20 protein-coding genes are annotated in these 24,271 nt (G+C 57.5%); 7 read left to right on the top strand and 13 right to left on the bottom strand.

The window, feature by feature from the left end; all coding sequences use genetic code 11:
- The first annotated feature begins 380 nt into the window (after positions 1-380).
- Positions 381-953, top strand: a complete 573-nt coding sequence (locus E4K65_RS35175; RefSeq protein WP_235885855.1) for a hypothetical protein — start codon at positions 381-383, stop codon at positions 951-953.
- A gap of 388 nt (positions 954-1,341) precedes the next feature.
- Here the strand turns inward: E4K65_RS35175 and hemN are convergent, their stop codons facing one another.
- The 3 genes from hemN to E4K65_RS35160 all read right to left on the bottom strand — a co-directional run bounded on the left by hemN (position 1,342) and on the right by E4K65_RS35160 (position 5,337).
- Entirely contained in the window at positions 1,342-2,679 is a 1,338-nt protein-coding gene (hemN, locus tag E4K65_RS35170; protein ID WP_135178029.1) for an oxygen-independent coproporphyrinogen III oxidase, read from the bottom strand.
- A 1,610-nt stretch (positions 2,680-4,289) separates the two neighbouring features.
- Positions 4,290-4,556 (bottom strand): hypothetical protein, encoded by a 267-nt coding sequence (locus E4K65_RS35165; RefSeq protein WP_135178028.1) that lies wholly within the window; start codon positions 4,554-4,556, stop codon positions 4,290-4,292.
- Between the two features lie 64 nt (positions 4,557-4,620).
- On the bottom strand, positions 4,621-5,337 hold the full coding sequence (locus E4K65_RS35160; RefSeq protein WP_135178027.1) for a sulfite exporter TauE/SafE family protein: 717 nt from the start codon (positions 5,335-5,337) through the stop codon (positions 4,621-4,623).
- Between the two features lie 1,341 nt (positions 5,338-6,678).
- On the opposite strand from E4K65_RS35160, the gene E4K65_RS35150 reads away from it, so the two are divergent.
- Positions 6,679-7,404 (top strand): LuxR family transcriptional regulator, encoded by a 726-nt coding sequence (locus E4K65_RS35150; RefSeq protein ID WP_135178044.1) that lies wholly within the window; start codon positions 6,679-6,681, stop codon positions 7,402-7,404.
- A 336-nt stretch (positions 7,405-7,740) separates the two neighbouring features.
- Here E4K65_RS35150 and E4K65_RS35145 read toward each other — a convergent pair whose 3' ends face one another.
- The 10 genes from E4K65_RS35145 to nodD1 all read right to left on the bottom strand — a co-directional run bounded on the left by E4K65_RS35145 (position 7,741) and on the right by nodD1 (position 20,101).
- The gene (locus E4K65_RS35145; RefSeq protein WP_135178026.1) at positions 7,741-8,466 is read right to left on the bottom strand and encodes an outer membrane protein; all 726 of its coding nucleotides are present in this window, start codon (positions 8,464-8,466) and stop codon (positions 7,741-7,743) included.
- A gap of 869 nt (positions 8,467-9,335) precedes the next feature.
- Positions 9,336-9,563, bottom strand: coding sequence for a hypothetical protein (locus tag E4K65_RS35140; RefSeq protein ID WP_135178025.1), 228 nt, complete (start codon positions 9,561-9,563; stop codon positions 9,336-9,338).
- A gap of 681 nt (positions 9,564-10,244) precedes the next feature.
- Complete coding sequence (locus E4K65_RS35135; RefSeq protein WP_135178024.1) at positions 10,245-10,622, bottom strand: NolY; 378 nt, start codon at positions 10,620-10,622, stop codon at positions 10,245-10,247.
- 1,847 nt (positions 10,623-12,469) lie between these two features.
- Positions 12,470-12,799, bottom strand: a complete 330-nt coding sequence (locus tag E4K65_RS35130) for a hypothetical protein (protein WP_135178023.1) — start codon at positions 12,797-12,799, stop codon at positions 12,470-12,472.
- 205 nt (positions 12,800-13,004) lie between these two features.
- Positions 13,005-14,036: an LLM class flavin-dependent oxidoreductase gene (locus tag E4K65_RS35125; RefSeq protein ID WP_135178022.1), complete on the bottom strand. Its 1,032-nt coding sequence runs from the start codon at positions 14,034-14,036 to the stop codon at positions 13,005-13,007.
- A 476-nt stretch (positions 14,037-14,512) separates the two neighbouring features.
- Positions 14,513-15,622, bottom strand: coding sequence for a branched-chain amino acid ABC transporter substrate-binding protein (locus E4K65_RS35120; protein ID WP_135178021.1), 1,110 nt, complete (start codon positions 15,620-15,622; stop codon positions 14,513-14,515).
- A 303-nt stretch (positions 15,623-15,925) separates the two neighbouring features.
- Positions 15,926-16,639, bottom strand: coding sequence for a MerR family transcriptional regulator (locus tag E4K65_RS35115; RefSeq protein ID WP_209312119.1), 714 nt, complete (start codon positions 16,637-16,639; stop codon positions 15,926-15,928).
- Positions 16,640-16,759: 120 nt separating this feature from the next.
- Entirely contained in the window at positions 16,760-17,320 is a 561-nt protein-coding gene (locus E4K65_RS48990) for a hypothetical protein (RefSeq protein WP_235885851.1), read from the bottom strand.
- Between the two features lie 229 nt (positions 17,321-17,549).
- Complete coding sequence (nodD2, locus tag E4K65_RS35105; RefSeq protein ID WP_135178020.1) at positions 17,550-18,521, bottom strand: transcriptional regulator NodD2; 972 nt, start codon at positions 18,519-18,521, stop codon at positions 17,550-17,552.
- A gap of 635 nt (positions 18,522-19,156) precedes the next feature.
- Positions 19,157-20,101 (bottom strand): transcriptional regulator NodD1, encoded by a 945-nt coding sequence (nodD1, locus tag E4K65_RS35100; RefSeq protein WP_135178019.1) that lies wholly within the window; start codon positions 20,099-20,101, stop codon positions 19,157-19,159.
- Between the two features lie 451 nt (positions 20,102-20,552).
- On the opposite strand from nodD1, the gene E4K65_RS48985 reads away from it, so the two are divergent.
- Genes E4K65_RS48985 through nodS form a run of 5 tightly spaced genes read left to right on the top strand, consistent with a single transcriptional unit; the run spans position 20,553 to position 24,258 of the window.
- The gene (locus E4K65_RS48985; RefSeq protein ID WP_235885849.1) at positions 20,553-20,894 is read left to right on the top strand and encodes a hypothetical protein; all 342 of its coding nucleotides are present in this window, start codon (positions 20,553-20,555) and stop codon (positions 20,892-20,894) included.
- Positions 20,895-20,935: 41 nt separating this feature from the next.
- Complete coding sequence (locus E4K65_RS35090; RefSeq protein ID WP_135178018.1) at positions 20,936-21,568, top strand: NodA family N-acyltransferase; 633 nt, start codon at positions 20,936-20,938, stop codon at positions 21,566-21,568.
- The gene (gene nodB, locus E4K65_RS35085) at positions 21,565-22,224 is read left to right on the top strand and encodes a chitooligosaccharide deacetylase NodB (RefSeq protein ID WP_135178017.1); all 660 of its coding nucleotides are present in this window, start codon (positions 21,565-21,567) and stop codon (positions 22,222-22,224) included. The genes E4K65_RS35090 and nodB overlap by 4 nt, the downstream gene beginning before the upstream one ends.
- Positions 22,225-22,240: 16 nt before the next feature.
- A complete protein-coding gene (gene nodC, locus E4K65_RS35080) occupies positions 22,241-23,617 on the top strand; it encodes a chitooligosaccharide synthase NodC (RefSeq protein ID WP_135178016.1) in 1,377 nt (458 codons plus the stop codon).
- 11 nt (positions 23,618-23,628) lie between these two features.
- Positions 23,629-24,258: a nodulation methyltransferase NodS gene (gene nodS, locus E4K65_RS35075; RefSeq protein WP_135178015.1), complete on the top strand. Its 630-nt coding sequence runs from the start codon at positions 23,629-23,631 to the stop codon at positions 24,256-24,258.
- The last annotated feature ends 13 nt before the right edge of the window (positions 24,259-24,271 follow it).

Below are 24,271 nucleotides of genomic sequence, written 5' to 3'. Positions count from 1 at the left end.
GAGACCGGAGGAATCAGCCATCGAGCAGCTTTGGCGAGTATCGGCAAACAGTTGCTGACTGCCGTGAGCGCGGCACAACCCGTCCTGCATCCGAATCCTTGACGTACGCGGCGTTCGTTGGTCACCCTTGCCACGAGCCCGTCATCTCGAACAATCTGCCGGAATTGGTAGTTGACCAGGTACAGTGCTGAATGGCGAGAAACTGCTGCGCCATCGCCGGCGAAGATGAGCACCGTTGCTCGCTGGTGACGCTATCATGGAGGACGCGCGCAAATTGTCGCGTTGCGTTCCTCGAGAAGCAGCGTTTCATACGAGCAGGGTGGCCGATCGGGACGCTCGGCAAGATTGATTATTGTCGGCGCTCGCAGCTCCTGGAGCGCGTGAGCATCGCAGCCTATCGCGTCGACGAAACAAGCCTGCTGGAATGGGATCTTGAGCGAGGGACAATGGATTTGATGGATCAAGCGGCCGCTTCAGACTTGCGGCCGCTTTTGCGCGGGCCGTCAAGACGGATACTCCCGGTTTTGGTGCTCCCGCTTGTCCTCGTTGGCTCGTGTGCTGCTGGCGCCTGGCTTTGGGCTAACCTCGAAGCCTTTATCGAGACGCCGGAAGCTTCAACGATGAGCCTGTCACTGGAGGACAGGGCATCCTTGTTTGAGATAAAGTGGGCACAGCAGAAAACCGGAGATGAGATCGCAGTACTCAACAGCCGGATCAACGCTCAGCGGGATGATCTCAAAGGGATCCTGGATCAGATCACCATTCTGGCTTCGCGGATCGATTCGCTGAAGAGTTTAACACCTGTTCCTTCTGCTGCTTCCGAGCCTCCTTTGTCGCCAGCCCGGGCTGCTTCGAGCGTCGCCAGGAAACGCTTCGGGCGATCCAAACCACAGGGACCTGTTTCCGTCGGAGGCGCGCCAGTGATCGCCGCACCGAAGACAGCCGAGCCTTGAGGTTTGAGACGCGGCAGGCGTGGTCGAGTCTCCAACTGTGCTCGATGAAGTGGCCCGTAAGTTCGCAAAGCTGCCTCCGGCCGTAAAATACCCGGAGCTTGTGCGGGCGCCGTCGTCTCCAGCGGCATGTAGTGAGGCCGTCACTATCATCGAGAGCACTCCAGGGCAGGTGGTGCAGAGCACTTTCCGCATGATCGAACCGTGGCCCTGAGCGGCGGAATACGCTGCGCCTTTCCTTTAAATCAGCTCTCTTCCAATCAGCCCTCGCCAGTTTTGAGATCATATCTGAAAGGTCGTGTCATCACACCAGTCTGGCGTGCCTGCCCGATGGCTTCTTATCGCCCCCCGCGAAGAGCTTAGAGCTTTGCGATCTGCTCACTTGCGTGGCCTAGTTAATAGGGATGCGGTCGAGATAAGTGTCGAAAGCGGCAGCAACAGCGCGAACGACAAACCGGTGCTCCTGCTTGACTCGAATGAATCCCTCTTCAATGTCCACGACCCCATCTTCTGCAAGCATTCCCAGGCGGCCGGCGGAACCGAGAAGAGGAATCGGATCAAATCCGTGAGCAGCACAGATCGCTGGTACGTCGGCCTGCAAATCGCACATAAGACGCTCGATGATTGCTGCGCGGAGGCGATCTTCGGCGGTGAGACAGTAGCCTTTTGAGGTTGCCAGGCGGCCAGCCTGAATGTGTTGGTGATAGGAAGCGGTTGCGATCTCGTTCTGGACGTAACCGTCGCGCAGACGGCCGATGGCTGACGGACCTAAGCCGATTACGGTTTTGCAGGTATCAGCCGAATAGCCCAGAGAGTTGCGGCGCAGCCGACCAGCTTTCTGGGCCAGCGCGAGCTCGTCATTGGGCAGGGCGAAATGGTCGAGCCCGATCTGGCGGTAGCCGGCTGAGACCAGCGTATCTGCAATAGCCGCGGCTTGCTCAGCGCGGGCGACATTATCCGGCAGCGCCGTCTCATCGATCTGGCGCTGACGTTTCATATAGGAGGGGACGTGAGCATAGCCGAAAACCGCAAGCCGGTCTGGCCGCATGGCTAGAGCCGTTCGCGCGGAGTCAACGCAGGACCGCACCGTCTGATGCGGCAGTCCGAAGAGAAGGTCGAAATTGATGCGGCTTATGCCATGCTGCCTTAGACTTTCGACGACAGAAGCCGTCTGTACCTCGCTCTGGACTCGGTTGACGGCCCTTTGAACCGCGGGGTCGAAGCTTTGCACGCCTATGCTCGCGCGGTTGATCCCAGCCGCTTGTAACATTTCGACCATCTCGGCCGTGACCCCACGCGGATCGATTTCTATGGCGATGGTAGCTGATTTACTGAACGCAAAGCAGTGGCGCAGGAGTTCCATCAAGGCGACAAAATCGATCGGTGCAATGGTGGTCGGCGTACCGCCGCCGAAATGCACGTCGTGCACCGGCAGAGCGCGCGGCAATTGCTCTGCGACCAAGCATATCTCGTCCCGCACTGCTGCCAAGTAATTGCGGACCGGTCGCTCGCCGCGCGTGAGGCTTGTAGGAAAACCGCAATACCAACAGATAGAGCGACAGAACGGAACGTGGATGTAGAGCGATACGGGCTCGTCGGGAGGCAGCCGCCTCAGCCATGTCTCACAAGTCTTGGCACCGACCATCGCGGAGAAATCCGGTACGGTTGGATAGATGGTGTACCAAGGCAGGCGAGCATCGCAATACTTGTTTAGAAGGGAGGTCTGCAAGACTTAACTTTCCCATGCTCAACAGCATGAAGCTGACCGATGCCGTCAATTGTGTCTTTGCGTTATGTCAAACGTAGTGGTTTCTGAGATCTGGTCCCGTTTTCGATGTTACTGCCAACGCGGCTTAGAGGCAGAGCAAGGAGAGAGAGCCGCTCGTTGGCGATTATTTGGACGTTTAGGTATGAATTTTCTCGTCCGAGCACGCTTGAAGCGGCTAGAGAGCCGGCGCGAGCGATCAATCGCTCATCCGAGGGCACGCCGGTTCGCATCCGCCGACGGCCCGTCATTTTTGCGACCAACACAGGGACTTGTAGGTCTCACCAAGAGCAGCTCGGCTTCTCGATCTTAAAACCGATATTTTCAAGCAAAGCCGATTGGTTGCTCACAGAGTTCGACGGATGCCTCCGTCAAAGGCCGGCGTGACACAAAAGATAGGTTGCTTGCTAGATGAGAGCGCGAGGAGCGCAATAGCACAAAACCTGACGCAACGTGCGATTCAAAGTCCTTTAGCGCGGCCGACGAAAGCCATTCTTAATCTCTAGTATCGAACGCTTAAGCCTCAATTCCGCCACGCTGGTTGTCTCATTGCCACAAGCATCATCACGGATGTACTGATGGTGTTGGGGCGACCCCAGCGCACTTTCAGCCCCCCGGCGAAGTGCGTCGGGGCGCCTTGGTTCGGCGGCGTGTCGTCGCTGTCTAATGCAGCTCACCAACTCACAACGACTTTTGGGCGCCTGCTGATGGCAAGCGAATCCCGGCCAGATGCAATCGGACGAGACACTATCTGCAATAGTTTCTATTCTGCTTCAAACTGGGTTGTTTTCTTTTTACATCGGCTTTGGAGCTATCGATCCCTGCCAGATCGCGCATATCTATTTCGTTAGCCTCCATTGGCGTCGTATCGATGCGATGCACCTGCAGCTCTCAGCTTCACATAGACCGCCTGGTCAGGTTTCGACCGACCCGTCACTATGTTCTGATGCTGCGAGCTGGCGCTGCCATGCAGGAGCCGACTGGGAGATGATCTTGCGCCTGTTCATTGCATGAAAGTAGCCTTCGCGGCCTGGCATTTCAGTCCATTCACAACAGATCGTGGAAGTTTGTGGTTCGGTAGGCCACCGAACCTGGAGCTCGCCTCGCGAAAATGAGAGCTGAGCCTAGCCAGGCCGGATGGAGATGGCCGCCAAACAGCTCGATCAGTCGAAAGTGGGCACCCCACCCAAGCCCTGTTATACAACGCCGAAGGCATCGAACTCATTCGGCACCGGTAAAAGGATGAGTATATTGGCGCGGCTGATTTCAAAGGCAGCACGCGCAACATTTTGACGGCTTCGTGGCCGAGGCGGCTCATTGCCGCGCCTTTGCATCCATGCGCTCAAGAATTGCCTGCGTCTTTCTGGCGCTCAGCACATCATCTTCCCTGACATTCTCCATGAGAACGTAACCCACACACACGCGCGGCGTTGCAGTTCTACATTGAAGTAGAGTTTTCAGGCCCCGACCGCTCTTGAAGAAGTCGAATGCGCCCCCGTGGCGCGATCCGCAGGGTAGCGAGAGCGTGCCCGATCGCCTCCCATCAGATGCTCTTCTTCCCGCGTTCTTGCGCCCTAGATGAGAGGGTCGCGCAAGCCATAGACAAGATGGAGGTACGCTTCATCCCGCTCGCGCGCCGCGCCGACATTGACCCTCCCGGCAACTGGAAAGCGCGAACGGGATGTGACGAGGTACGGACCGCTCGGCCCATGACGATCAGCTGGGATGCACGAGGTGATCCGCCCCATCGCCGCTCGACCCGACAGCTTTTCGTGTTCGCGTTGGCGGCTTTCAGAGTTAGTCAAGGCGCGCGGACAGACATAAGCTGCCGCCTTCATCATGTTGCGCCCCGATCTGACCGTGCTGGATCTCCTGCCGATCCACGAAAGATGGGAGTTGAGACTTTCAAGCGAGAACCAATTGGATGCCGGCAATGACCAGAACCGCAACGAGGATAAATCTGATGCCTGCCGGGTTCAGGCAGTTCAGGCTGACTATCGTTCCAGCGACGGCACCCGCCAGCGCGGAGATAGCGTAAAGAGCCAAATCCGGAGAGGGAAATTGGCCGGTGAAAAAAGTTCCGACGAATCCGACTGTGGAATTGGCCAGAATAAAAGGGGGTGATAACGCGACGGTCTGCTTCGGTGATGCCCAATTCAGTGTGATGAGCGTCGGCGCGAGAAACACTCCACCACCCACGCCGGTCAGACCGGAAACCAGGCCAAGGGCCGCGCCAATGCTCACGATTGCCGTGAGCGGAGTTTCGCAAACACGATCAGCAGCACGTCCCCGCTGCATGATCATCACGGCGCTCGCCAGAAGAAGAACGAGCCCGGTCAGCGTCTTGTACACGTGGCCATCGAGCACAATCAAGCCGCCGGCAAGCGACGCTGGCATGGACGAAAAGAGAAGCGGGCGCAGGATGGCCCAGTCAACGACCTTGTTGCGGTTGAAGAGCCACGTAGAATAAGCCGCGACGACAATGTTGAGACCAAGTGCCGTCGGGCGCATCTCTGTCGATGACATACCAAAAAATGCCATTAGCGAGAGGAATGCAGTGCCACCAGCCTGGCCAACGCTCGCATAGAGCAGTGAGATGATCGCGATGAGCAGACAAGCCATGCTTCACCGATCTTGGCGACGATCTTCGCCTTTTTCCACCGAGCCCAGCATGAGTCGCGCAATCAGGTGCAGTCTGACTGTTTTTCTGCTCGGGGACGGATCGAACCGCTTCGCCGGAATAGCTGGGCAAAGGTCCAGTCAGTTCAAGTTCCTTTAGCGAGTGCCATGTTTGGACCGTCCAATCAATTGCCGTACTTGGTACTTGACTGGCTGGAATAGGACTGCGTTGCGCCCTGAGGAAGCAGCACGACGGGCCGCCGAGGTGAGCTGCATTTCTTGCTGTAACTCACCTCGTGTCGCGTCTCGCGACGTGCTGTCGGCTTTCCGCATGTCATGAATGCTTCGACGGACCGACGTCGCGCCAACCATGCGCGTTCGAAGCTCTTTCTGGACGTCTGGTTTTGTGAAATCAGCAGTTGGTATGACACTTGCTGGTCTGGCGCGGGTCGTCTCCCTGCTGGAGAAGCGCATGCAAAATGTCCTCCGCATCAAGCAGATCTCGCGGTTGCGAGTATCTCTCGTTGCGCCTTTAAGGTGGCCCCTTTCTGCACGTTCGGTACGTTTGCGCCAGGCCCGCCGGACGGATTCGATGAGACGCCGCACAATGATGCGGGGAGTATGGCTTCTGCCTCGACTGTTCCGTGTTGCTCATCGATTCCGTCACCGGCGCCGTCGCACGGCGGAGAATCGGCGAACGGTTAGCGACGGCAATTCGCAAGATTGGGAAAAGATATGAATCTCGTATTGTCTTCGTCCCTAAGCAAAGAATGGATGCTGACAGGACACTCGTCGAGTTCCGCGCCGCAAAGCCCCTCGAGCTTAGCCGTATCGCGCAGATCAGAGCCCAGGATCTCGTCGTGCTCGGCCCCGAGACAATCCAAAGCGTCGTTCGGCTGCGTTTTCTCGCCATGCAAGCTCAACAGAGCCAAGCCTCTAGCCGGTGGAGCTGTCTGGAAGCTCAGTCCAGGCCCCGCGGACCATCGGGATGATCAAACGGGACACCTTTGGGTTCGTATCGATGGCATCCTCCTCCAATACGGATCAGGGGCGATGATTTTCGATTTGGCCAGTGCGTTATCCGCAAACTGGACCGATCACTTCCGCTCAGCCTCGGAGGCAGGGATGATGACGCTATCTCCGGTGTTTGATGCGAGCATGCCGGTGCATGCGGCGGCGGCGCAACGAATTCGTCGAATGGCGTCCGGCATAGCGCGAGCGCTCAGACTGCACGAATAAACTAACCCTCGAGTTCAGCTCATGGACTGGAATTTGGCTCCGCCTGAAACAAGCCCAATCGAACCCGACGACGGGGAGCTCGCTCGTCGTGCTCAAGCGCCCATCATGGACCTCTTTAGCTTCACCGAATGCGCGAACCAGACTCATTCGCTCAGAGCGCTATTCGAGCTTCTTGTAGGCTGTGCCACCAAGGAAGGCTTCAGTGAAGTCGCATACGGCTCTCTCAACTTCGTTGAGCCACTTCGCTTGGCAGAGTATCCACCCCCGACTGTGGCTGTGAAGTGGCCGCCAGACTGGTGCGACCGCTACTTCAAGCGCAAGTACCATACTATCGATCCGGTGGTCCGGCGGACGCCGATGCTTTCGCGGCCGTTTTTGTGGGATCAACTCGCCGACCACTGTCAGCTTCTACCGGACGAAAGACGCGTACTGGACGAGGCGAGAGAGGCGGGGCTGAAGCATGGCATGAGTGTGCCGTTGTTTGGCCCGTTGGGTCGGATATCTGTGGTGTCGTTTGCATCTGCGTTCGACGATGCTGATCCTCAGCACCGCATCGGTCATCTCAACGCGCTGGCCTGGCAGTTTCACGCCGCCTGTGGCGACATCTCTCGTCCCTGCGATAATGGTTGCGAAAGAAAAGTTGCACTATCGCCGCGGGAGATCAGTTGCATGCAGTGGGTGGCGGAGGGGAAATCGTCATGGGAAATTGGGAAAATCCTGGGAATCAGCGACAATACAGTCAACTTTCATGTCAAGAATGCGATGCGAAAGCTGGGTGCAGCCAGCCGGATTCAAGCGGTCGTTGTGGCAGTTCGCCTAAATGTTCTTTGAATTTGAGAACGGGGCACTAGCAGCCAAATCGTGGGCTTCCAGCTTCTGACATAGTGCATGGCAGCTTCGGCGAGCTCGCAACGCTCCTTTGGGCAAGTCCGTTATCTCACGCTGCGTGAGGTTGTGGGACTTTCACCAGATCGATGAATTGACCTGTTCCTCCAGTGTGTTGGCGGCATCTCGGCCACACTCCAACCAGCCTCTGGATCCATTACTCAGACGGGCTCGCACCTGGTGCTTCGGAACTGGATTGGGGCCGGCAGGAAGAGGAGCAGCTGAGGAAAGAACCCCGACCCGGGGGTCGGAGTTCCGATTCACGCGACCGCGTGGAGGTCTTTATTTGGCAAAGGGCGAGCCAAACTTGTAATTGAGCCGCGCCGTGATGAGATCGATGTCCTGGTGGGCGCGGTCCGTGCCGAGAAACCCTGGGAAGCTAATGTTGCTGCGCTGCATGAACAAGTGGTTATACTCGACGCCAGCTGACCAATTCGGCGTGAGGCTGACTTCCGCACCGGCTCCCAGCACGCCACCCCAACGCACATCATTACTGTTCGCAAGCTCGGTGCGAGAAGCTACCGAATTGATGAGATAGTTGTTGCTGGTCACCGCAGCGCCACCCTTTCCGTAAAGTAGGACGGCATTGAACGCGTAGCCGATATGTCCCGTGAGTAGACCGAATGCGTCTGTCGTGGTGCCAATGGTGTTTGCCGGAAAGGCGGTGCTGACATTGGAGCCGCTGAAATCGGCCCAGTTGCCCTGTCCTTCGATGCCGTAGACCATGTTGAAGATGTGCCAACGATAGCCGATCTGGCCGCCAATGGTGCCGCCAGTCGAATTATGGCAGCCCTCGGGGCTGACACCATTGAAATCCCAGCAGTTGCGGCTCGTTCCCCAGCCACCATTGACGCCGATATAGTAGCCGGACCAATCGATGATCGGGGCTGCGACCGGCAGCGGTGCCGCCTTGACCTTGACAGGTTGCCCCGCCAAGTCCGTGCCGAACGAGGGAGCGGCGGCACCGAGTGCGCCGATGGTTGCGGTCAGAATCAGAAAATTCTTCATTTGAGTTCGTTCCTTTCGATGCCCCCCGGCGCCGTGCGTTTAACAATAAGATCGCGAATTGCTGTAACTGCCGCACAACATGTCGTCGAAAGAAATGAGCCCAATCGCACGCCGCGTCAGATTGTGGAGCGCGCATCTTTTCCATGCCTCGACCGAAATGCTGGGGCCGGGACACTGGTCGCTTCGCGCAGATGATTCTTTGAATACGATCCGTTCATGATGGCCTGTGACGGGACGCAGTGCTACGAGCTGTTTGGCTCTCTCTTTCGCTGACTAGCGACAAAGCCAGGCTGCGCCACCACGTCCCGGGCATGCTCGTTTAGAGAGTTCGGCAAATGAAGACCGCTGATCCAGAACGCGTCTCTTGCGATCAGGCTCACTTTCCCCGGCAGGACGACTCGTGCTGCCGCTTGCAATCGTGAGTGATACGGCGATGATCGATCGCAGGCTTGGACCGCTCTGGCTCAGGACCTATCGCAAGTTTAGCACGATGTTCCTCAACCTCGACCTCGATCGACGGGTGTCAAGGAGCCGCTGCGGCTGTGCTTGACGAGGCTCTTGCTTGAACTTGCGGGATCTCGTGCCGAGCCAAAAGTCAGGAGAGGAAACGGTATGGCTCTTCCTGGCGCCAGCGAATATTAGCGCGGCTGTCCCGCCTCGTCGCCGACTTGCACTGGATTCCAGGTGACTGGTCTGGGGTCACCATAAGAGCTGCATAGGCGATAGTCGTCGCGAATGTGCTCCTCGTCAACGGGCTGAACATGACTGGAGGGGAAGCTCCACCACGCTCTGCCCCGGTGTTTTCCGCCGCGTAAGGTTCCCAAGACCCTCAACAAGCCAAGCTTATGTGGCAGTGCGGGTTCAGGCGCCTATTGCTCGGTCGACCGCGCCAGCTCAGCCCGCAAGCTGCGTATCGCCGCGTTAGCCAGATTCAACGTATTCCGTTCGCCCTTCTTTATCGAAGACTCAAGGAAAGTGCACAACCGGCTATGGAGGACCGTCTTGCGATTATGCGCCAGCAACGGATCCTTCTCAACAAAGCGCCAGGCCTTATCAAATGCGACGCTCACGATAGCATCTTGCATCTGCTGATCCATCTCAACACTCCACGCCGTCCTGATACAAGGAAGTACCTTCGCAAGAGCAAACCGAGCGTCTGTGGCTTGTCCCAGCTAGTAAGACATCAGAGCCGCAGTACGCTCGGACATCGAGCTGCTCTCCATGTTCAATGAATTTACAGATGTTTGTTGAAGTTCCGATGACCCGCGTGTCGGATTGCCAGGCGCATTCGAATAATTCTGAAGCGGCTGAAACGAGCTCGCGCTGTTTGCGCGGCTTCGTTGCCGAAGTGCTCTTGTTGCTCGGTATCGGTCGATAATTGAGGCTCTTCTTCCTGCAATCGGAAGATCGGGCCATGCCAATCACGAGTAAAGACGAAAATGGATCGTTCCCCTCCTTTCCCAGTCTCTAGGTAAGACGCGTTTATCGAAGCGTGTGGCGTTTTCCGGTCACTGCTTGTTTGCTTTCTGACATGTGTCCGCGGGGCGTCGTTCTTTGTTCGACCCTTCGCGGCCTCCTGCTCTGGGTGCGGGCTCCCGCTTTTGAGCGTGGTGGCGAACAGTTGTGATTCGGAAAAGCCAGCGGAACCGGCTCGCTTACGGGACGGTAGCCCATAAACACCGGTTCGCCGATCCCTGGCGCGTACGACCATCGCAGTCAGCCCAGCGATAAACGTTCAATAAAAGCGGCATCAACCACAGAGAAACCCAAATGAAAGCTCAGTCTACTGTTGCACGTGACAGAATTAGTTTCGCGATCTTCATTTGATTAGCGGGAGTTCGGAGCACTTCGGGTAATGCCGCCACGGCCTGATCGAAAAGGCGTCCCAAAATCTGAAGGTCTTCTGGGTAGTAAACGCCACGGTCTCGCGAGAGTCGCGTCGTTTGCTGGTCGCGGGCGGGGTCCCCGGTTTTGGCATCCCCGAGCTGCCCGAGCTCCAGTTCCGCCATGATCATTTGGTTTGTCAGGGCGTTTAGCAGTCGGACCGCTTCGAGCTCGTTGCCTTCTTCGCGTACGAGGGCGGCCACGAGGTCGAGTTGCAGGTCGATGCGATCCTCGAGGTCCTCTGCGCGTGCATTGGAAGGGTCAAGTTCCACGGTGTTTGCTCCAAGGTTAGTTAAATGCAGGAAGCAGGCTGAGTAAGGGTTGTGTCGTGCTTTCCCGGCCGCGAGACCGCAGACGCGGCGAAAGAACGAATGGCTGCTGCACAAGCCAAGGTGCGCACGCGCGGTCGCCGAAGGGAGAGGGTTGCAGGCATGTGCCGCGAAGAGAGCGCAAAGGCGGAATCGACCAGAGAACGCTGTGAACTGTCATGTGATTCGACCATTGAGCCGATCCAGCGCGTCGACAGTCGCAGTAGCTCCAGCCGGCGGGGACGCCGCGATGACGGCAAGTCGAGAATTGCGGCTCGAACTGCTGCACGATTGCTTGTCGCCTGACATAGCAATCCAGACGTAACCGGAGGCCTTGCCAGGCAGAGTGCCACAAAGAGCGCTCGGCGCTGGACGAAGCTGTTGCTGAAGGCGCGCCGTCAGCTGGTCCAGACCGGTCTCATCATCATGCCAGACGTTTATGGCCCAGCTCATGCCAGGCAACCTAGAATTAACATCCGCATCACATGTCTGCGGTTTCTCTCTGCATTCGTTGACAGGCGATGCCTGGCCCGGCGAGGGGGCGGATTGGCTCCTGGAAGGGGGGCGCGATAAGAGACAAGAGCGCCAGATCGCGTCCACCCCTCGTTCCGGTGGCGATGTAAGGATTGCAGAGAAGGGATAACCGCGCCGGGATATGGTCGAAGAGGGCCGGCGCATAGAATGAGATAGGGTGGCGTCAGTCTGTAGGCGATGGGTGTAGAAGCCGCCCCCCGACGAAAGACCGAGGACGCGAGCAGAGTGAGAATCCACGATCACACCACGTACAGGGGTGGGTAGTAAAATCGCAAGGCTGGTCTCATCACACGGGTCGACATCAGTGCCTCGTCTTCGCCGGAGGATATGTGGGTTGCACTTAGCTTGGTCAGATAGCTGACCGGACTGCTTTGTTTGAAGGCCGCGACAGCGTCGGATGGTCGGCGCTGCCCGCCTGGTCAGGGCAAAAAGTCCACCCCTCACCGGTGTAGCGGGCAGTTCACCTGGCCCAATTCTATGCAGCGCACGCATTTACCTTGGCCAAGCAGTGTGCGTGAGAGTCGATCTTCTTGGACGGCCCTAGTATGATTGCAAAGGGGGAGGCGCCAGCGCGACAGATTACGCGCCAGACGTTGCGATTAGCGATCTGACCGCATTTACGCCGCTCGTGCGTCGATTCCAAAGATTGATGGCTGTCGTTGGCGATGCAGCCACGAGAACCTTGAAGCGCCCTGCGACTATGCTGAAAGTAAAATGGGTTCATTGCTCAAACGACATCCGTGGAATGTGCTTTCCGGAAACCGGCGATCGACTTATGGGTATTTGGCTGAAATTGGTAAAATCGAAAGTGTCGATGGGATGCATCCAGTTCGTGGATCGCGCACGCGCGTAATCTCATCTCTTACATCGAAAGCGGGTCAGTTAGTTGTTTCCGGCCGACTTGGTGCACTGAGCTTATGGGTTTTTTAGGGGAGCCTGCTGCTTCGTTGATGACCGGCCATGATTGAGAAGACAGAAAGGTCGCAGCAACGACCGCCGGCCAATACCTCTAAATTGGACGCTAGATGTCACGAAGGCGCCAGAAAAACTCCTCGATCTCCATAAGCCGAAGAGAAGGCCATTGAGTGTCGTCTGCGACTAGACACCCGCTCCTGCCTCCCGCAGATGCCGGATGACCTTGAGCAATCGCGGACCTTCATTGAAAAGGCCCGCGAGATCGAAGCGGACGAAGAGCGTTCGGTTGCGGATGAGTTGATAAAGCGGTTCGCAAGAACTTCCTAATCCAAAGCTCGCCCCCAAATAGGAGCGCCTCGCAGTCAGATATCGCCGATTTTCTCCATAATAATGTGCACCGGATGACCCTCAACCATGAGGGCCTGTGGCTTTCCATCTAAGAAGTTGGCAGGCCAATCGAGCGTCAGGCTCCATCTGCTGTCTGCCGTTACTTGAGCGCCGGTTACCAGCGTTCCGCCGGTTGGCGCATATAGGTTGACAGTCCCCTTTATCCGGCCGGCTTGCTCGATGTAGGTGCCGCTATAGCGAAGGTTTCCAGCGCCGACGCCGACAATCTTGCCGTTGCCGACGTAGACGGTACCGCCGCCAGTTCCGCCCATGCCGACCAAGCTCATTGCGTAAAGCGCACTCACAACGAAGAATTCCCTTCGCAAAGCAGAGTTTCAAGTGTCCGAGTAAGAAAGTAGCGCAGTCAGAAAAGCCAGCGGCTTGATCGCTGCCATTGAAGCTGACGATAGCTTGCGCGCCCGGGGCACACGGCACCCAAAATCGCAGCCAGCTTCGGACAACCTCAGTGCGTCGGTCTACTTGCCAAGCATACGATCCCCAATGCAGACATTATCCGCCAAAGCTATCGAGAATTTCAGCTTTGATTGCGGTTGCGGTGTATAGGGAAATCTCCAGCGGAAGGTTTCCGAATGCAAGCTGGCAAAGCAAGTAGTTGGCACCCGCCACTTCCATCTGCTGGAGAAGGACCTGTCGGGCGGAAGCCGGCGTTCCAACGACGCACAATTCGCTCTCAAGTGCTGCATCGAAGGTCAGCGGAAGGGCGGGCGGTGTCGGAATGGCGTTAAGCTCGTAAAGAAACTTAAAGCTCTCCAGCCATCGGCGATACGCAGTTTCGGCCGCCGCATGAGCGTCCTGATCAGACTTCGCAATCACGACCATGCGGGCCAGCCCGAGAAATGGCTCGCGGCCGTGTGCGGCTGTGTTGTGGGGTCGATGGGAACGGTAGGCGTCCGTAACGTTCCGGACAACAGAGGCGGGGCCTATGCACGCCAGATTGGCGCCATTTGCCGCGGCCCACTGCGCCGACTCAGCCCGATTGCTTGCGATCCAGATGGGCGGATATGGACGTTGATGGGGCCTCAACGCTAAGGGTACGTCGCTCAACTCGAAGTAGTCTCCCTGATAAGATAGTGTGTGTCCCTTCAGCGCAATATTCAAGATTTCACTGGCTTCCGCATAACGACTTGGTGCGGCGTCTGCACTGATGCCGAAATAGCCCCATTCAATCGGCTGGGAGCCGCGGCCTATCCCGACCTCGAGCCTGCCGCCGCTCAATTGGTCAAGCATGCAGATCTCTTCGAATGCGCGCAATGGATGATAAAGGTTGAGCAACAGTACGAGCGGACCGAGCCGTAATCGCCGGGTGCGCTGCGCGACACTTGATAGGAACAGGTGCGGCGAGGGCCCTCTGCCATGAGGTGTGCAGTGATGTTCGGCCAGGTGATAAGCGTAGAAGCCAAGCGAGTCGCAGACCTCGATCAGCTTGAGACGATCTTCATATTGTCGTGCGGCATCTTGGCCGTCGTCATCCAAATGGTCGAAAATGCCGCACCTTAGTCTTGAAGAAAGGCCACTCTTCACTCGATCAATCTCCGATTACGGTCAGATGGCGGGTCCTGGTTGCTTCGTGCCTTTGCGCTCAAAGAGGTCTCGTTCGTCATTTGACCGGTCAGACCGTTTTTCTTTGAGTGCGTGGATCTGGGCTTGCACCATGTGAGCGGGTGACGAGAATGCGAATGCCGTCGCCGCGTTGTTGATAGACGTCCGCGAACCGCCTCCAAAGGCGAGTTATGCTCGACCAGAAGCATCGTTATTCGCTTCAGAGGTCCTGTGCCTCGCGAGCCAGATCAGCCCGGCACGGCTACTATTTGTCTATCATCGGACGTAGCGTCTCCGTCAGGGCGAGGTCGGGTAGCTCTGCAAGCGCTGCAACGAACGCGAAAAACGCTCCGAAGGCTGCAAGTATGAGAGAGCTTGCGAGTATCGCTGCTCCAACGACCTGAGTGCGTCTCATAACTCGTATCACTTTGGGTTTGGGAAGACGGCGTTGATGCCAATCAGTTCTGCTCGACAGTTTCAACATGGCCGTCTCGCCAGCGGTAAACCAGAAAACCAGGAGCCGCATTGTCTCCCTTTGCATCGAACCGGACTGGGCCAATCACGGTATCGATTGGCCATGAACGAAGTGCGTTGGCGACGCGCGCAGCATTGAAAGAGCCGGTCCGCTTCACCGCCTCTGCCCATGCTTGCACGGCTGCATAGGCGTAAAGCGTATAGCCTTCAGCAGATAGGTTGGATGCTTTGAGTTCGGCCACCACGCCGGCCGCATTGGCATTCCTGGCGGGGTCCGGCATGAAGGTAAACAACGTGCCATTTCCGGCGCTGCCTGTAATGGCCCAGAATTCAGAGGTCATCAAAGGATCGTTCGCCATGATCATAAGTTCCGCTCTTGCTTCTGACGCCTGGCGTACAAACAATCCGATTTCGGTATGATAGCCGCCGATATAGGCGACGCGCACCCGATCCTTCTTCATTCTTGAGACCAGCGCCCTGTAATCCTTTTCACCGGCTACATAGCTTTGCCGAATGACTTGTTCGCCGAATCTCTGAAGCTGTGCTTCAACCACGTCGGCGATACCCTTGCCTGCGGTGCTCTTGTCGTCAAGCACTGCGATCTTCTCGTTAGGGTAGTTCCGGTGAATGTGCTCGGCGGCAACGAAGCCCTGTTGGTCGTCGCGTCCGCAGATCCGAAAGACACTCTCAAGGCCGCGTTCTGTTAGCTGAGGATTTGACGAGCCGGGTGACACCTGAATGATGCCTGCTTCGGCGTAGATCTCGGAGGCCGGAATCGACGCAGAAGAACAAAAATGGCCAACGACCAACCGGACCCGCTCTGTTGTGAGCTTATTCGCGACTGCGACAGCTTGCTTCGGGTCGCACGCGTCGTCGGCGACAGTCAATATCACCTTGGTATCGAGAAGTAGGCCAGAAGCGTTCAACGCCTCGACTGCCGCAGCTGCACCATCGCGCATTTGTGCGCCGAACGCAGCGCTGCTTCCGCTCATTGGGCCAGCCACGGCAATATTGACGTCGGAGCCGCGCGCAACAGAGACGAGGGCGCAGAAGAGAAGCGCTGCACTCGCAGCAGGCGCACAACGATTTAACATTGTAGAGCTCCCAATGTTCACCTGAAGTGTAATCGCCAGCAGCTGTGATCAGACGTGTCGACACGTTGAGATTGTCTGTCAAAGCGAAGCTGGTGTTGGTCGCCAGATTGCGACCACGGTAGAACTTACAATTTGACGTTAGGTGCGTTTCAAGGCCGTTTTGAATGAGCCTCGACGGTGCGTCAGGGAGCGCGGATTGACGAGGTCACGACGACTGTCCGGTTTAGTCCATAAAACTGTTGGCCCGCATCAGAGCCGACGAGCGCCTATCGGCAATGCCGTGCGGAGCCGGCCAGGAGGACGTCAGTACGGCTGATCCTCCAACCCGCCAAGGGCCAGATCGAGATATTGCATGAGGCAGGGATCCCAACCAGCCAGACTACGGGGGGCGCTTAATCGTGCAAGTACCTTCAGGATCATCGAAACGCGTGAATCGGCGCCAGCGATTTCGCCGATCAGCAAGCGTGCTGCAACTGCGACAGCCTTTGCCCGCTCGCCGCAAGGATGCTCGCCTCGATCCATACAATCACGCAGGTCGTCGCGGATCCGCCGCCACCGCTCCTCGCGATCTGCAGCTAACTTGCAGGTGCATCGGGACGTCTGATTATGCGTCTCGACCCGCGACATGGCATTGAGGGTGGCAGGCAGCTCATCCACACTCACCTGGGTATCACTGTCGATGGTCATGTTGCGCAAGCGATCTCGCAGCAGAGTTGCTCGAGCGACTTGAAGTTCTATCCGTTCTAAATGTTTGCGTAGAAGATCGATAAGTGAGGTCGTGCCCTCCATAGCTTTACGGATCTCGACAAGGGAGAAGCCAAGCTCACGTAGCGCTCGAATTTGGTGAACCCGTTGCACACTTTCGCGGTCGTACATCCGGTGGCCGCCGTCAGTGCGCTCTGAAGCTGCCAGGAGCCCGGTGTGTTCATAATGATGCAGCGTGCGTACCGTTACTCCGGTCGCCTCTGCAAGTTCGCCAATGCGCCATCGACGCCTTCGTGGTGTAGCTTTGCTCATGGTGTTCATTTCAAAGCCTACAACCTGACGTCACGTGTGATTCAAGCTATTTCAAAGCTCTAGCTGGATCGTCTTCCATTCCAGCGCGAGACTGGTGACTATCCTCAGAATGGCGGGGGATCAACCCTGAGGGGAAATGGTGATCAACAAGTTCGTCAGGCATGCCAGTTGAGCCTCGCCAGCCGCTGTACGCTCCAGGATGAGTTTGGCGATTGCTGTGCGATTTTCCGGACTTCGCATCGATGGGGGTAGCGCGGTGATCGCACTATCATAAAGGCGTCCCAGGACGGAAAGCTCTTCCGGATCGAACACGCCGCTGCATTGCTCCAAGTTCAGCTCCTTGTTTGTCATTGCGTCATGGCAGCGCACGTCGTCAAGACGTTTGGCTGCGATGGGGCCAAAAGAAGTCAGACCCGCGGCGCGGAGCGACGAAGATGCGATGTACTCCCATGTGATGCGACAGGGCAACATGCGTGCGCGATGTTTGCCTCGATGGCGCAAGAGATCGTGGTCATGTGCATGATCGATGACCATCACGCTCACGGTGCGTGATGGTCGGCTTCCGAAGAAGCTGAAGCGTCTCCGCTCTTCGGGAGCCACTGCTGATTCGGAGAGTTGACGAGGGCAGCCCAGCGCCGATTCTGCTGTATCGATGCAGGTGCGGCCAACGGCCGGGTGCAACGTACGTCCCTGGCTCTAAAACCAGGCCGACCCGCCGCTCGCACGTCGAGCCTATTGCCACGTGCGAAAGACCTACACAACGTCGTCATGATAGCCGCCTGTTGCGATGCTCTTGATAGAGCGACCATGAATTCGAGCGAGGCGAGCCAAAACTGTATGCGTTGAGACATTCGTTGGGATATGAGGTTCACAGATCTTGCGAACGTCCTTACGACAACGGCGGGACAGATCATGCGAAATCTCCGGCAGTATCAGCCCGTTCCGAAGTGCAGATGATGGAGGCCTCTTGCCCAGTTGCCATGCGGGTAGCTTCCTGCAACAATATCTCTCGCATCCACAGGCTTTCCGGGTCGCTATTGTGAAGCACGGGCCATTGAACCGCCTCAGTGAAGGCGGGGAACGGCTGCGGGAGCTCCGCAATGCGAAGGGGCACTGTTCTTTGGAAATGCTTTACGAGCCCTAATGGCATCGTCCCTATGCGGTTGGTGTCTACCAGCAGGGGCGGGATCATGCTGAAGCTCTGCACGAGAATGTCGATGCGCCGATTGAGACCGAGATCGAGTAAAAGGGATTCTTCGACCGGCGTCTTGCGCGCACCTTTGACCGTAACCGCCACGTGGCCCATCGACGTATACCGATCAAATGTAAGCCGCCGCAGTAGTTGGCTGTTCGTGTGGCAACCTACGCAGACGAGTCTCTCCTCGAATAGGGCCGCTTTGGGATGCGCGCTGGACATGAATAATTCCGGCAAGATAACAAAATCGACTTCGCCGCGGCGGAGAAGCTCATCGTGCTCATCGGTGAGCGCCACCAGTTCAAAGCTGACGGCTGGTGCTTCTCGCGCGACGCGATCCACGACATTTCGGAAGAATACGACTGTTATAAAATCAGAAAGGCCGATCCTGAATCGCCGGTTCGATCGAGCTGGATCGAACACGTCCCGCGCGATAATTGAAAGATCGATGTGCGTTAAAGCCTCGCGTACAGGGGCTGCGAGTCCTTCCGCGCGTGAGGTCGGGACAAGTTCCCGCCCCCTCATCCCAAACAGCTCATCACGGAAGTAGGAGCGCAGCCGGGCAACAGCTGCGCTCATGGCCGGCTGACTAAGATTAATCTTGCGGGCCGCTGCGCTGAGGTTGCGCTCAGTCATTAGAGCATCCAGCGCGACGAGAAGATTTAGATCCAGACCTTTGAAACGCATGTCTTCTTATCCGGCATGAACGTAATTGGGCGCATACACCAAGCGGTGACGGCTGCGTCTGGAGAGATCCTATTGGCTCGCACGAATGGACATCGTTTCCATCCTACGACCGCGAAAAAGACGCTCGTGCAATGACCGCAACAACGGAGAGCAAGGCGGTAGGCCGACCAGCAGCGGCCGGAAGCCGTCAGGAGTCCCAAAGTTGATCGGTCTCGCCGCTTCCGGCAAGCCACGCAACAGGACCCGGTCGGTTGGTTAATGGCAGATCAACCCGGTGTCCGGCCAGTGCCGTCAGTTCGCCAAAGCGCCCAGTCGAGGGCCGCGTAGCGCAGCGTTAGTCACGGCGGCCAGCCTACAACCTGACGCAGTGTATGGTTCAAGCGATTTTATGGGGCAAGCCAAACATTATTGTACTGGAGGAGGCGTGGTGTGCCGCGATAGTGCTGGGCGCTGCCTGTTTGCGGTGCAAGCGCCTCATCTGCGAGGTCGCCACGCTCACGACTCGGCAAGTCTTCGCAGCCGATCGCCCGTCGCTGGCAGCTTGGCCTCAGAGACGTTGAAGTGACGAAAGCGGCCGAGCAGGTCGAAGGATTGTTAGCGTGTTTGGAACGTGCCGAGAGTGGCTTACGGTGAGCCTAGCAGCGCCTGCGAGTTGGAGGCTCCTGATGCCCAGATGCCATGTTGGATGCTTCCTCCAGCAATATCCGCCGCATCCAAATGCTCGCCGGATCGGTATTGTGGAACGCAGGCCACTGCACAGCCTCGGTGAATGTGGGCAGGGGGAGCGGCGGTTCGACGATCCGCAATGGCATCCGCTTTTCGAAGTGTTTGGCGAGTCGTAAGGGCATTGTGCCGATACGGCCTGTGTCTAACAATATGGGCGGAATCAGGCTAAAGCCCTGCACAACGATCTCAATGCGTCTCTTGACGCCGTGCTCAAGCAAGAACCACTCTTCGATGTTTGGTCTGAGCGCCCGTCCGAACTTCGCCGTAACGTGCCCCATCGAAATGTATTTCTCGAATGTCAGCTGCCGCGATAGCTGCTTGTTCTCGCGGCATCCGACGCATACGAGGGTCTCGTCAAACAGCGTCGCCTTAGGATGCGCGCTCGACATGAACAGCTCCGGCAGAATGAGAAAGTCCACCTCGCCCCGGCGGAGCAGCTCATCGGGTTCATCGGAAAATGGCAGCAATTCGAAGCGCACTGCGGGAGCTTCCTGTGCAATACGGTCCACAATTTTGCGAAGAAAGACGATCGTCATGAAATCGGAGAGGATGAACCTGAAGCGTCGGCTCGACTGAGTAGGGTCGAACGCGTCCCGCGATATGATCGAGAGTTGGATGTGCAGCAGGGCCTCGCGCACCGGACCTGCAAGCGCCTCCGCGCCAGGTGTCGGGACGAGCTCGCGACCTCTCATGGTGAACAGTTCATCGCGGAAATAGGTGCGCAGCCGCGCGGTCGCAGCGCTCATAGCGGGCTGGCTCAGGTGAATTTTGCGCGCCGCCGCTGTGAGGTTGCGCTCCGTCATCAGAGCATCGAGCGCAACCAGAAGGTTTAGATCAAGTCCCTTGAACCGCATGTTGTGAGTCTATCCATCGTGTGGATGTGTTCCATCGGAACAATCGATTTTACCAAATTGCGGGATGTTGGATAGCAAACATCAGTTTGCAAAAGTAAACAGGCATACCATGATGGCTGCTGCTCGTTCACGCTGGCTCAGAGAAAAACTCCTGGACGTGCGAGCAGCCGGCGCATCCGCTTCGAGGGCGGCTATGGGCGCGCCGTGCGAGCCGCGTCGCTTCGTCTCGGTGCGAAGCTTGCTCGATCGAGCCGCCAGGCAGATCTCCATAAACCTTGGTATGCGTGTTTCATCCGTTTCCATATTGCAGGTTTACCCGCGTACACTTGAGAGCGCGTTCAGCCGCGTTCTAGTGTCGGGAAATAGCGGCAGGCGCAGATTGCGGATGCCCAGTCATTCAGGCGACTCTCCAAATGGCTCGCCTGTCCACCGCATTCAGGGCGCGTCGAAGATGTATAAGAACCAGTGTGATCTGATGCCACTCGGCTGCGCCATCGATGAGGCGCCGCGCATCGAAGGCCTGCCCGCAGACGTCAAAACGTCGACAGAGATGTTAGACGAGGCCGAAAAGCTCCGTGGTGCAGACAGGTTCTGGCTAGTCCAATCGCCTCGCCGGCATCTTCCGGCCTATCTCGCGCAGGGCATTGTCCGGATGACGAGCGCGAACCATGAGATCGCTTCGTCGCGAGCGAAGGCGCTGGCGCGGTGCAGGCGAGGAGTGCCGCGCTCCGAGGGGGCATGGCAGCGCATTTCAGTATTGATCAGCGGTTCGGCGACTAGCGAATTCTCGTGACCATCTCCGCTCATAATTCCACTGGCGCAAGGAAGCTCGCCATGAACATTGCCGCATCCCGGACTGCGGGAGCTCCTACTGCGCGCGCTCAAGTGCAGTGGAGCCTTCGCTGGGAAAGCGAACTGCGGCTCGCTGATCATTCCGAGCTCGCCGAGTTCTTCCGCAAAAGTTACGGGCCGACCGGTGCGTTCAATGCGCAGCCATTTGAGGGCAACCGAAGTTGGGCCGGTGCAAGACCTGAGATCCGCGTAATCGGTTACGACGCGCGCGGGATAGCTGCTCACGTCGGGCTACTACGCCGTTTCATCAATGTTGGTGGGGTCGATCTTCTCGTGGGCGAACTGGGGTTATATGCGGTGCGCCCGGATCTTGAAGGCCTGGGAATTAGCCACGCAATGCGCGTGATGTATCCCATGCTGCAGCAGCTTGGGATTCCATTCGGCTTTGGCACGGTTCGGCCTGCGCTCGAGAAACATATGACCCGACTGGTCGAAAGGCAGGGGCTCGCAACCCTCATATCTGGCATTCGCGTCCGCTCCACGCATCCGGATGTCTATCCCAATTTGTCGCCGATCCGCATCGAAGACGTGATCGTGGTGGTTTTTCCGGTTGGACGCTCGATAAGCGAGTGGCCGGCCGGGACGATCATCGATCGGAACGGGCCCGAGTTGTGAAAGAGCTTTTCCCCCTATCCGCTGTCCGTTGCGACTACGCTGACGTGAGTGGAAGTCGCCCCGTCTTTTTGACCTTTGATGATGGGCCAAATCCATTTTGCACGCCAGAGGTGCTCGATGTGCTGGCGCAACATCGGATTCCGGCGACGTTCTTTGTGATCGGCACGTACGCGGCCGAACAACCTGAACTCATTCGACGAATGATCGCGGAAGGGCACGAGGTTGCGAACCATACGATGACGCATCCGGATCTATCCAGATGCGGACCAGCGGAGGTACGCGATGAAGTTCTGGCGGCGAGCGAGGCGATCCGTTCGGCGTGCCCGCAGGCCTCACCCAGGCACATGCGAGCACCTTACGGCATGTGGACACAAGAGGTGCTCGCTGTGTCAGCGAGCGCTGGTCTCACAGCTGTGCACTGGTCGGTCGATCCGAGAGATTGGTCCCGCCCCGGGGTTGATAGAATTGTGAATTCAGTGCTAGCGCGCGTTCGCCCGGGTGCAATTGTGCTCCTGCACGACGGATATCCTCCTGATGAGGAGCGACCGTGCACTGATGCCACGCTGCGCGATCAGACCACCATCGCGCTGTCACATCTGATCCCGGCATTACAACGGCGCGGGTTTGTAATCCGTCCACTCCCTCAACTTCACTGAAAAAAACTGACACCCTATGGACCTGCTCGCTACAACAAGCGCTGTCGCTGTTTCGTCTTATGCGCTGCTCTCGACGATCTACAAGAGCGCGCAAGCGCTTTACGCCCAACCGGCGACGAACCCATCGCTGCAGGACAGCCTGGGACGATCGGAAGCGGTCCTTCCCAGTGTAGACGTCATCGTACCGTGCTTCAACGAGGATCCAATCACGCTCGCCCAATGTCTGGAGTCGCTTGCGAGTCAGGACTACACCGGAAAGCTACAGGTGTATGTGGTCGACGACGGATCTGCAAATCGCGACGTTGTCGCGCCTGTACACAAAATCTATGCGAACGATCCGAGGTTCAGCGTCATCTTGCTGGCAAACAACGTTGGAAAGCGCAAGGCGCAGATCGCCGCAATACGCAGCTCATCCGGTGACTTGGTCCTCAACGTCGACTCGGATACGATAATTGCCGCTGACGTCGTCACGAAGCTTGTATTGAAGATGCACGACCCGGAAGTCGGTGCGGCCATGGGTCAGTTGATAGCGAGCAACCGCAGCCAAACCTGGCTGACCAGGTTGATCGATATGGAATACTGGTTGGCATGCAACGAGGAGCGCGCGGCGCAGGCGCGTTTCGGTGCCGTCATGTGCTGCTGCGGCCCATGTGCCATGTATCGTCGCTCCGCGCTCGCCTTGCTTCTCGATCAATACGAAGCCCAATTCTTTCGTGGGAAGCCGAGCGATTTCGGCGAGGATCGCCATCTAACGATCCTCATGCTCAAGGCGGGATTTCGAACGGAATACGTCTCGGACGCGATCGCAGCAACAGTCGTCCCGGACAGCCTTGGGCCATATCTACGCCAGCAACTCCGCTGGGCGCGCAGTACCTTCCGGGACACGTTCCTTGCATTACGCCTGCTGCCAGAGCTCGATGGCTATCTGACGCTAGACGTTATCGGGCAAAATCTCGGCCCGTTGCTTCTCGCCCTGTCATCACTGGCTGCGCTCGCACAGCTCCTAATCGCCGGCTCTGTACCCTGGTGGACGGGATTGACGATTGCTGCAATGACAATGGTCCGCTGCAGTGTGGCAGCCCTTCGTGCTCGCGAACTGCGGTTTCTCGGCTTCGCGCTCCACACACCGATCAATATCTTTCTCTTACTTCCTTTGAAGGCCTATGCGCTTTGTACCTTGAGCAACAGCGATTGGCTATCGCGCAAGGTCGCCAATGTGCCGGCCGAAGGGGAAGAGCAGTCTGTCATCCTGCACCCGAACGCTGGACGACATGCTGCAAGTAAAAGGGGAATGTCTGGAACAATTCATAAGGCGAGGCTTTCGAGCCCTGAATCGAGCCTGGCGGCAACGAAGAGTGTTTGCGGTTGCGATCGTTCGACCGCCTGCAAGTAGGTGATAGGCTCATGATCCTGGACGCAAACCATCAGCTATTAGAGCGAGAGTTGTCTGCCGACGATCCATGGCGCCTCGACAGTAGTTCCTTCGAGCAGGAGCGATACGCGCAAATGCTCCGGATGTCGCGTTGCAATGGAGACGTTGCGTGTGCCCTCGAAGTGGGATGTGCAGCCGGTGCATTCACTGGCATGCTGGCGCCGCTATGCGAACGACTCACCGTGGTCGATGTCATGCCGCAGGCGATCGAGCGAGCGCGACGACGGACCAGGAAGTGGTCGCATATCACGTGGGTGACCTCCGACATCCAGCGGTTCTCGACCACGGAGCGGTTCGATTTGATTGTCGTGGCCGAAGTTCTTTACTACCTCAAGGACATTGTCGAGATGCATGCGGCTGTCCGCAACCTAGTGAGTATGCTTGCGCCAAATGGAGCTCTGATTTTCGGGTCCGCACGTGATGCCACATGTCAACGATGGGGCCATGCTGCTGGTGCCGAAACGGTGATCGCTCTCTTCAACGAGAGCCTATCGGAGGTCGAGCGTCTGCATTGCCACACCGAGTCGGTCAACGAAGACTGCTTGATCGTCCGGTTCCGGAAGCCGGGTCATTCGTCAGAACAATCAAACGTCGGCCACTAGACCAGGGGATCGT

Origin of the sequence: Bradyrhizobium niftali, from assembly GCF_004571025.1 — a bacterium.
Classification (GTDB): Bacteria; Pseudomonadota; Alphaproteobacteria; order Rhizobiales; family Xanthobacteraceae; genus Bradyrhizobium; species Bradyrhizobium niftali.
The sequence above is the reverse complement of the archived record's forward strand: the minus strand, read 5'-3'. Positions and strand labels throughout refer to the sequence as shown.

What these genes read in the sequence shown, in the direction of transcription:
- E4K65_RS35165 (WP_135178028.1), bottom strand. Translation starts at nt 4,556, where the DNA reads ATGATGAAGGCGGCAGCTTATGTCTGTCCGCGCGCCTTGACTAACTCT.
- E4K65_RS35160 (WP_135178027.1), bottom strand. Translation starts at nt 5,337, where the DNA reads ATGGCTTGTCTGCTCATCGCGATCATCTCACTGCTCTATGCGAGCGTT.
- E4K65_RS35150 (WP_135178044.1), top strand. Translation starts at nt 6,679, where the DNA reads ATGGACCTCTTTAGCTTCACCGAATGCGCGAACCAGACTCATTCGCTC.
- E4K65_RS35145 (WP_135178026.1), bottom strand. Translation starts at nt 8,466, where the DNA reads ATGAAGAATTTTCTGATTCTGACCGCAACCATCGGCGCACTCGGTGCC.
- E4K65_RS35140 (WP_135178025.1), bottom strand. Translation starts at nt 9,563, where the DNA reads ATGGATCAGCAGATGCAAGATGCTATCGTGAGCGTCGCATTTGATAAG.
- E4K65_RS35120 (WP_135178021.1), bottom strand. Translation starts at nt 15,622, where the DNA reads ATGTTAAATCGTTGTGCGCCTGCTGCGAGTGCAGCGCTTCTCTTCTGC.
- E4K65_RS35115 (WP_209312119.1), bottom strand. Translation starts at nt 16,639, where the DNA reads ATGAGCAAAGCTACACCACGAAGGCGTCGATGGCGCATTGGCGAACTT.
- nodD2 (WP_135178020.1), bottom strand. Translation starts at nt 18,521, where the DNA reads ATGCGTTTCAAAGGTCTGGATCTAAATCTTCTCGTCGCGCTGGATGCT.
- nodD1 (WP_135178019.1), bottom strand. Translation starts at nt 20,101, where the DNA reads ATGCGGTTCAAGGGACTTGATCTAAACCTTCTGGTTGCGCTCGATGCT.
- E4K65_RS48985 (WP_235885849.1), top strand. Translation starts at nt 20,553, where the DNA reads ATGTATAAGAACCAGTGTGATCTGATGCCACTCGGCTGCGCCATCGAT.
- E4K65_RS35090 (WP_135178018.1), top strand. Translation starts at nt 20,936, where the DNA reads ATGAACATTGCCGCATCCCGGACTGCGGGAGCTCCTACTGCGCGCGCT.
- nodC (WP_135178016.1), top strand. Translation starts at nt 22,241, where the DNA reads ATGGACCTGCTCGCTACAACAAGCGCTGTCGCTGTTTCGTCTTATGCG.
- nodS (WP_135178015.1), top strand. Translation starts at nt 23,629, where the DNA reads ATGATCCTGGACGCAAACCATCAGCTATTAGAGCGAGAGTTGTCTGCC.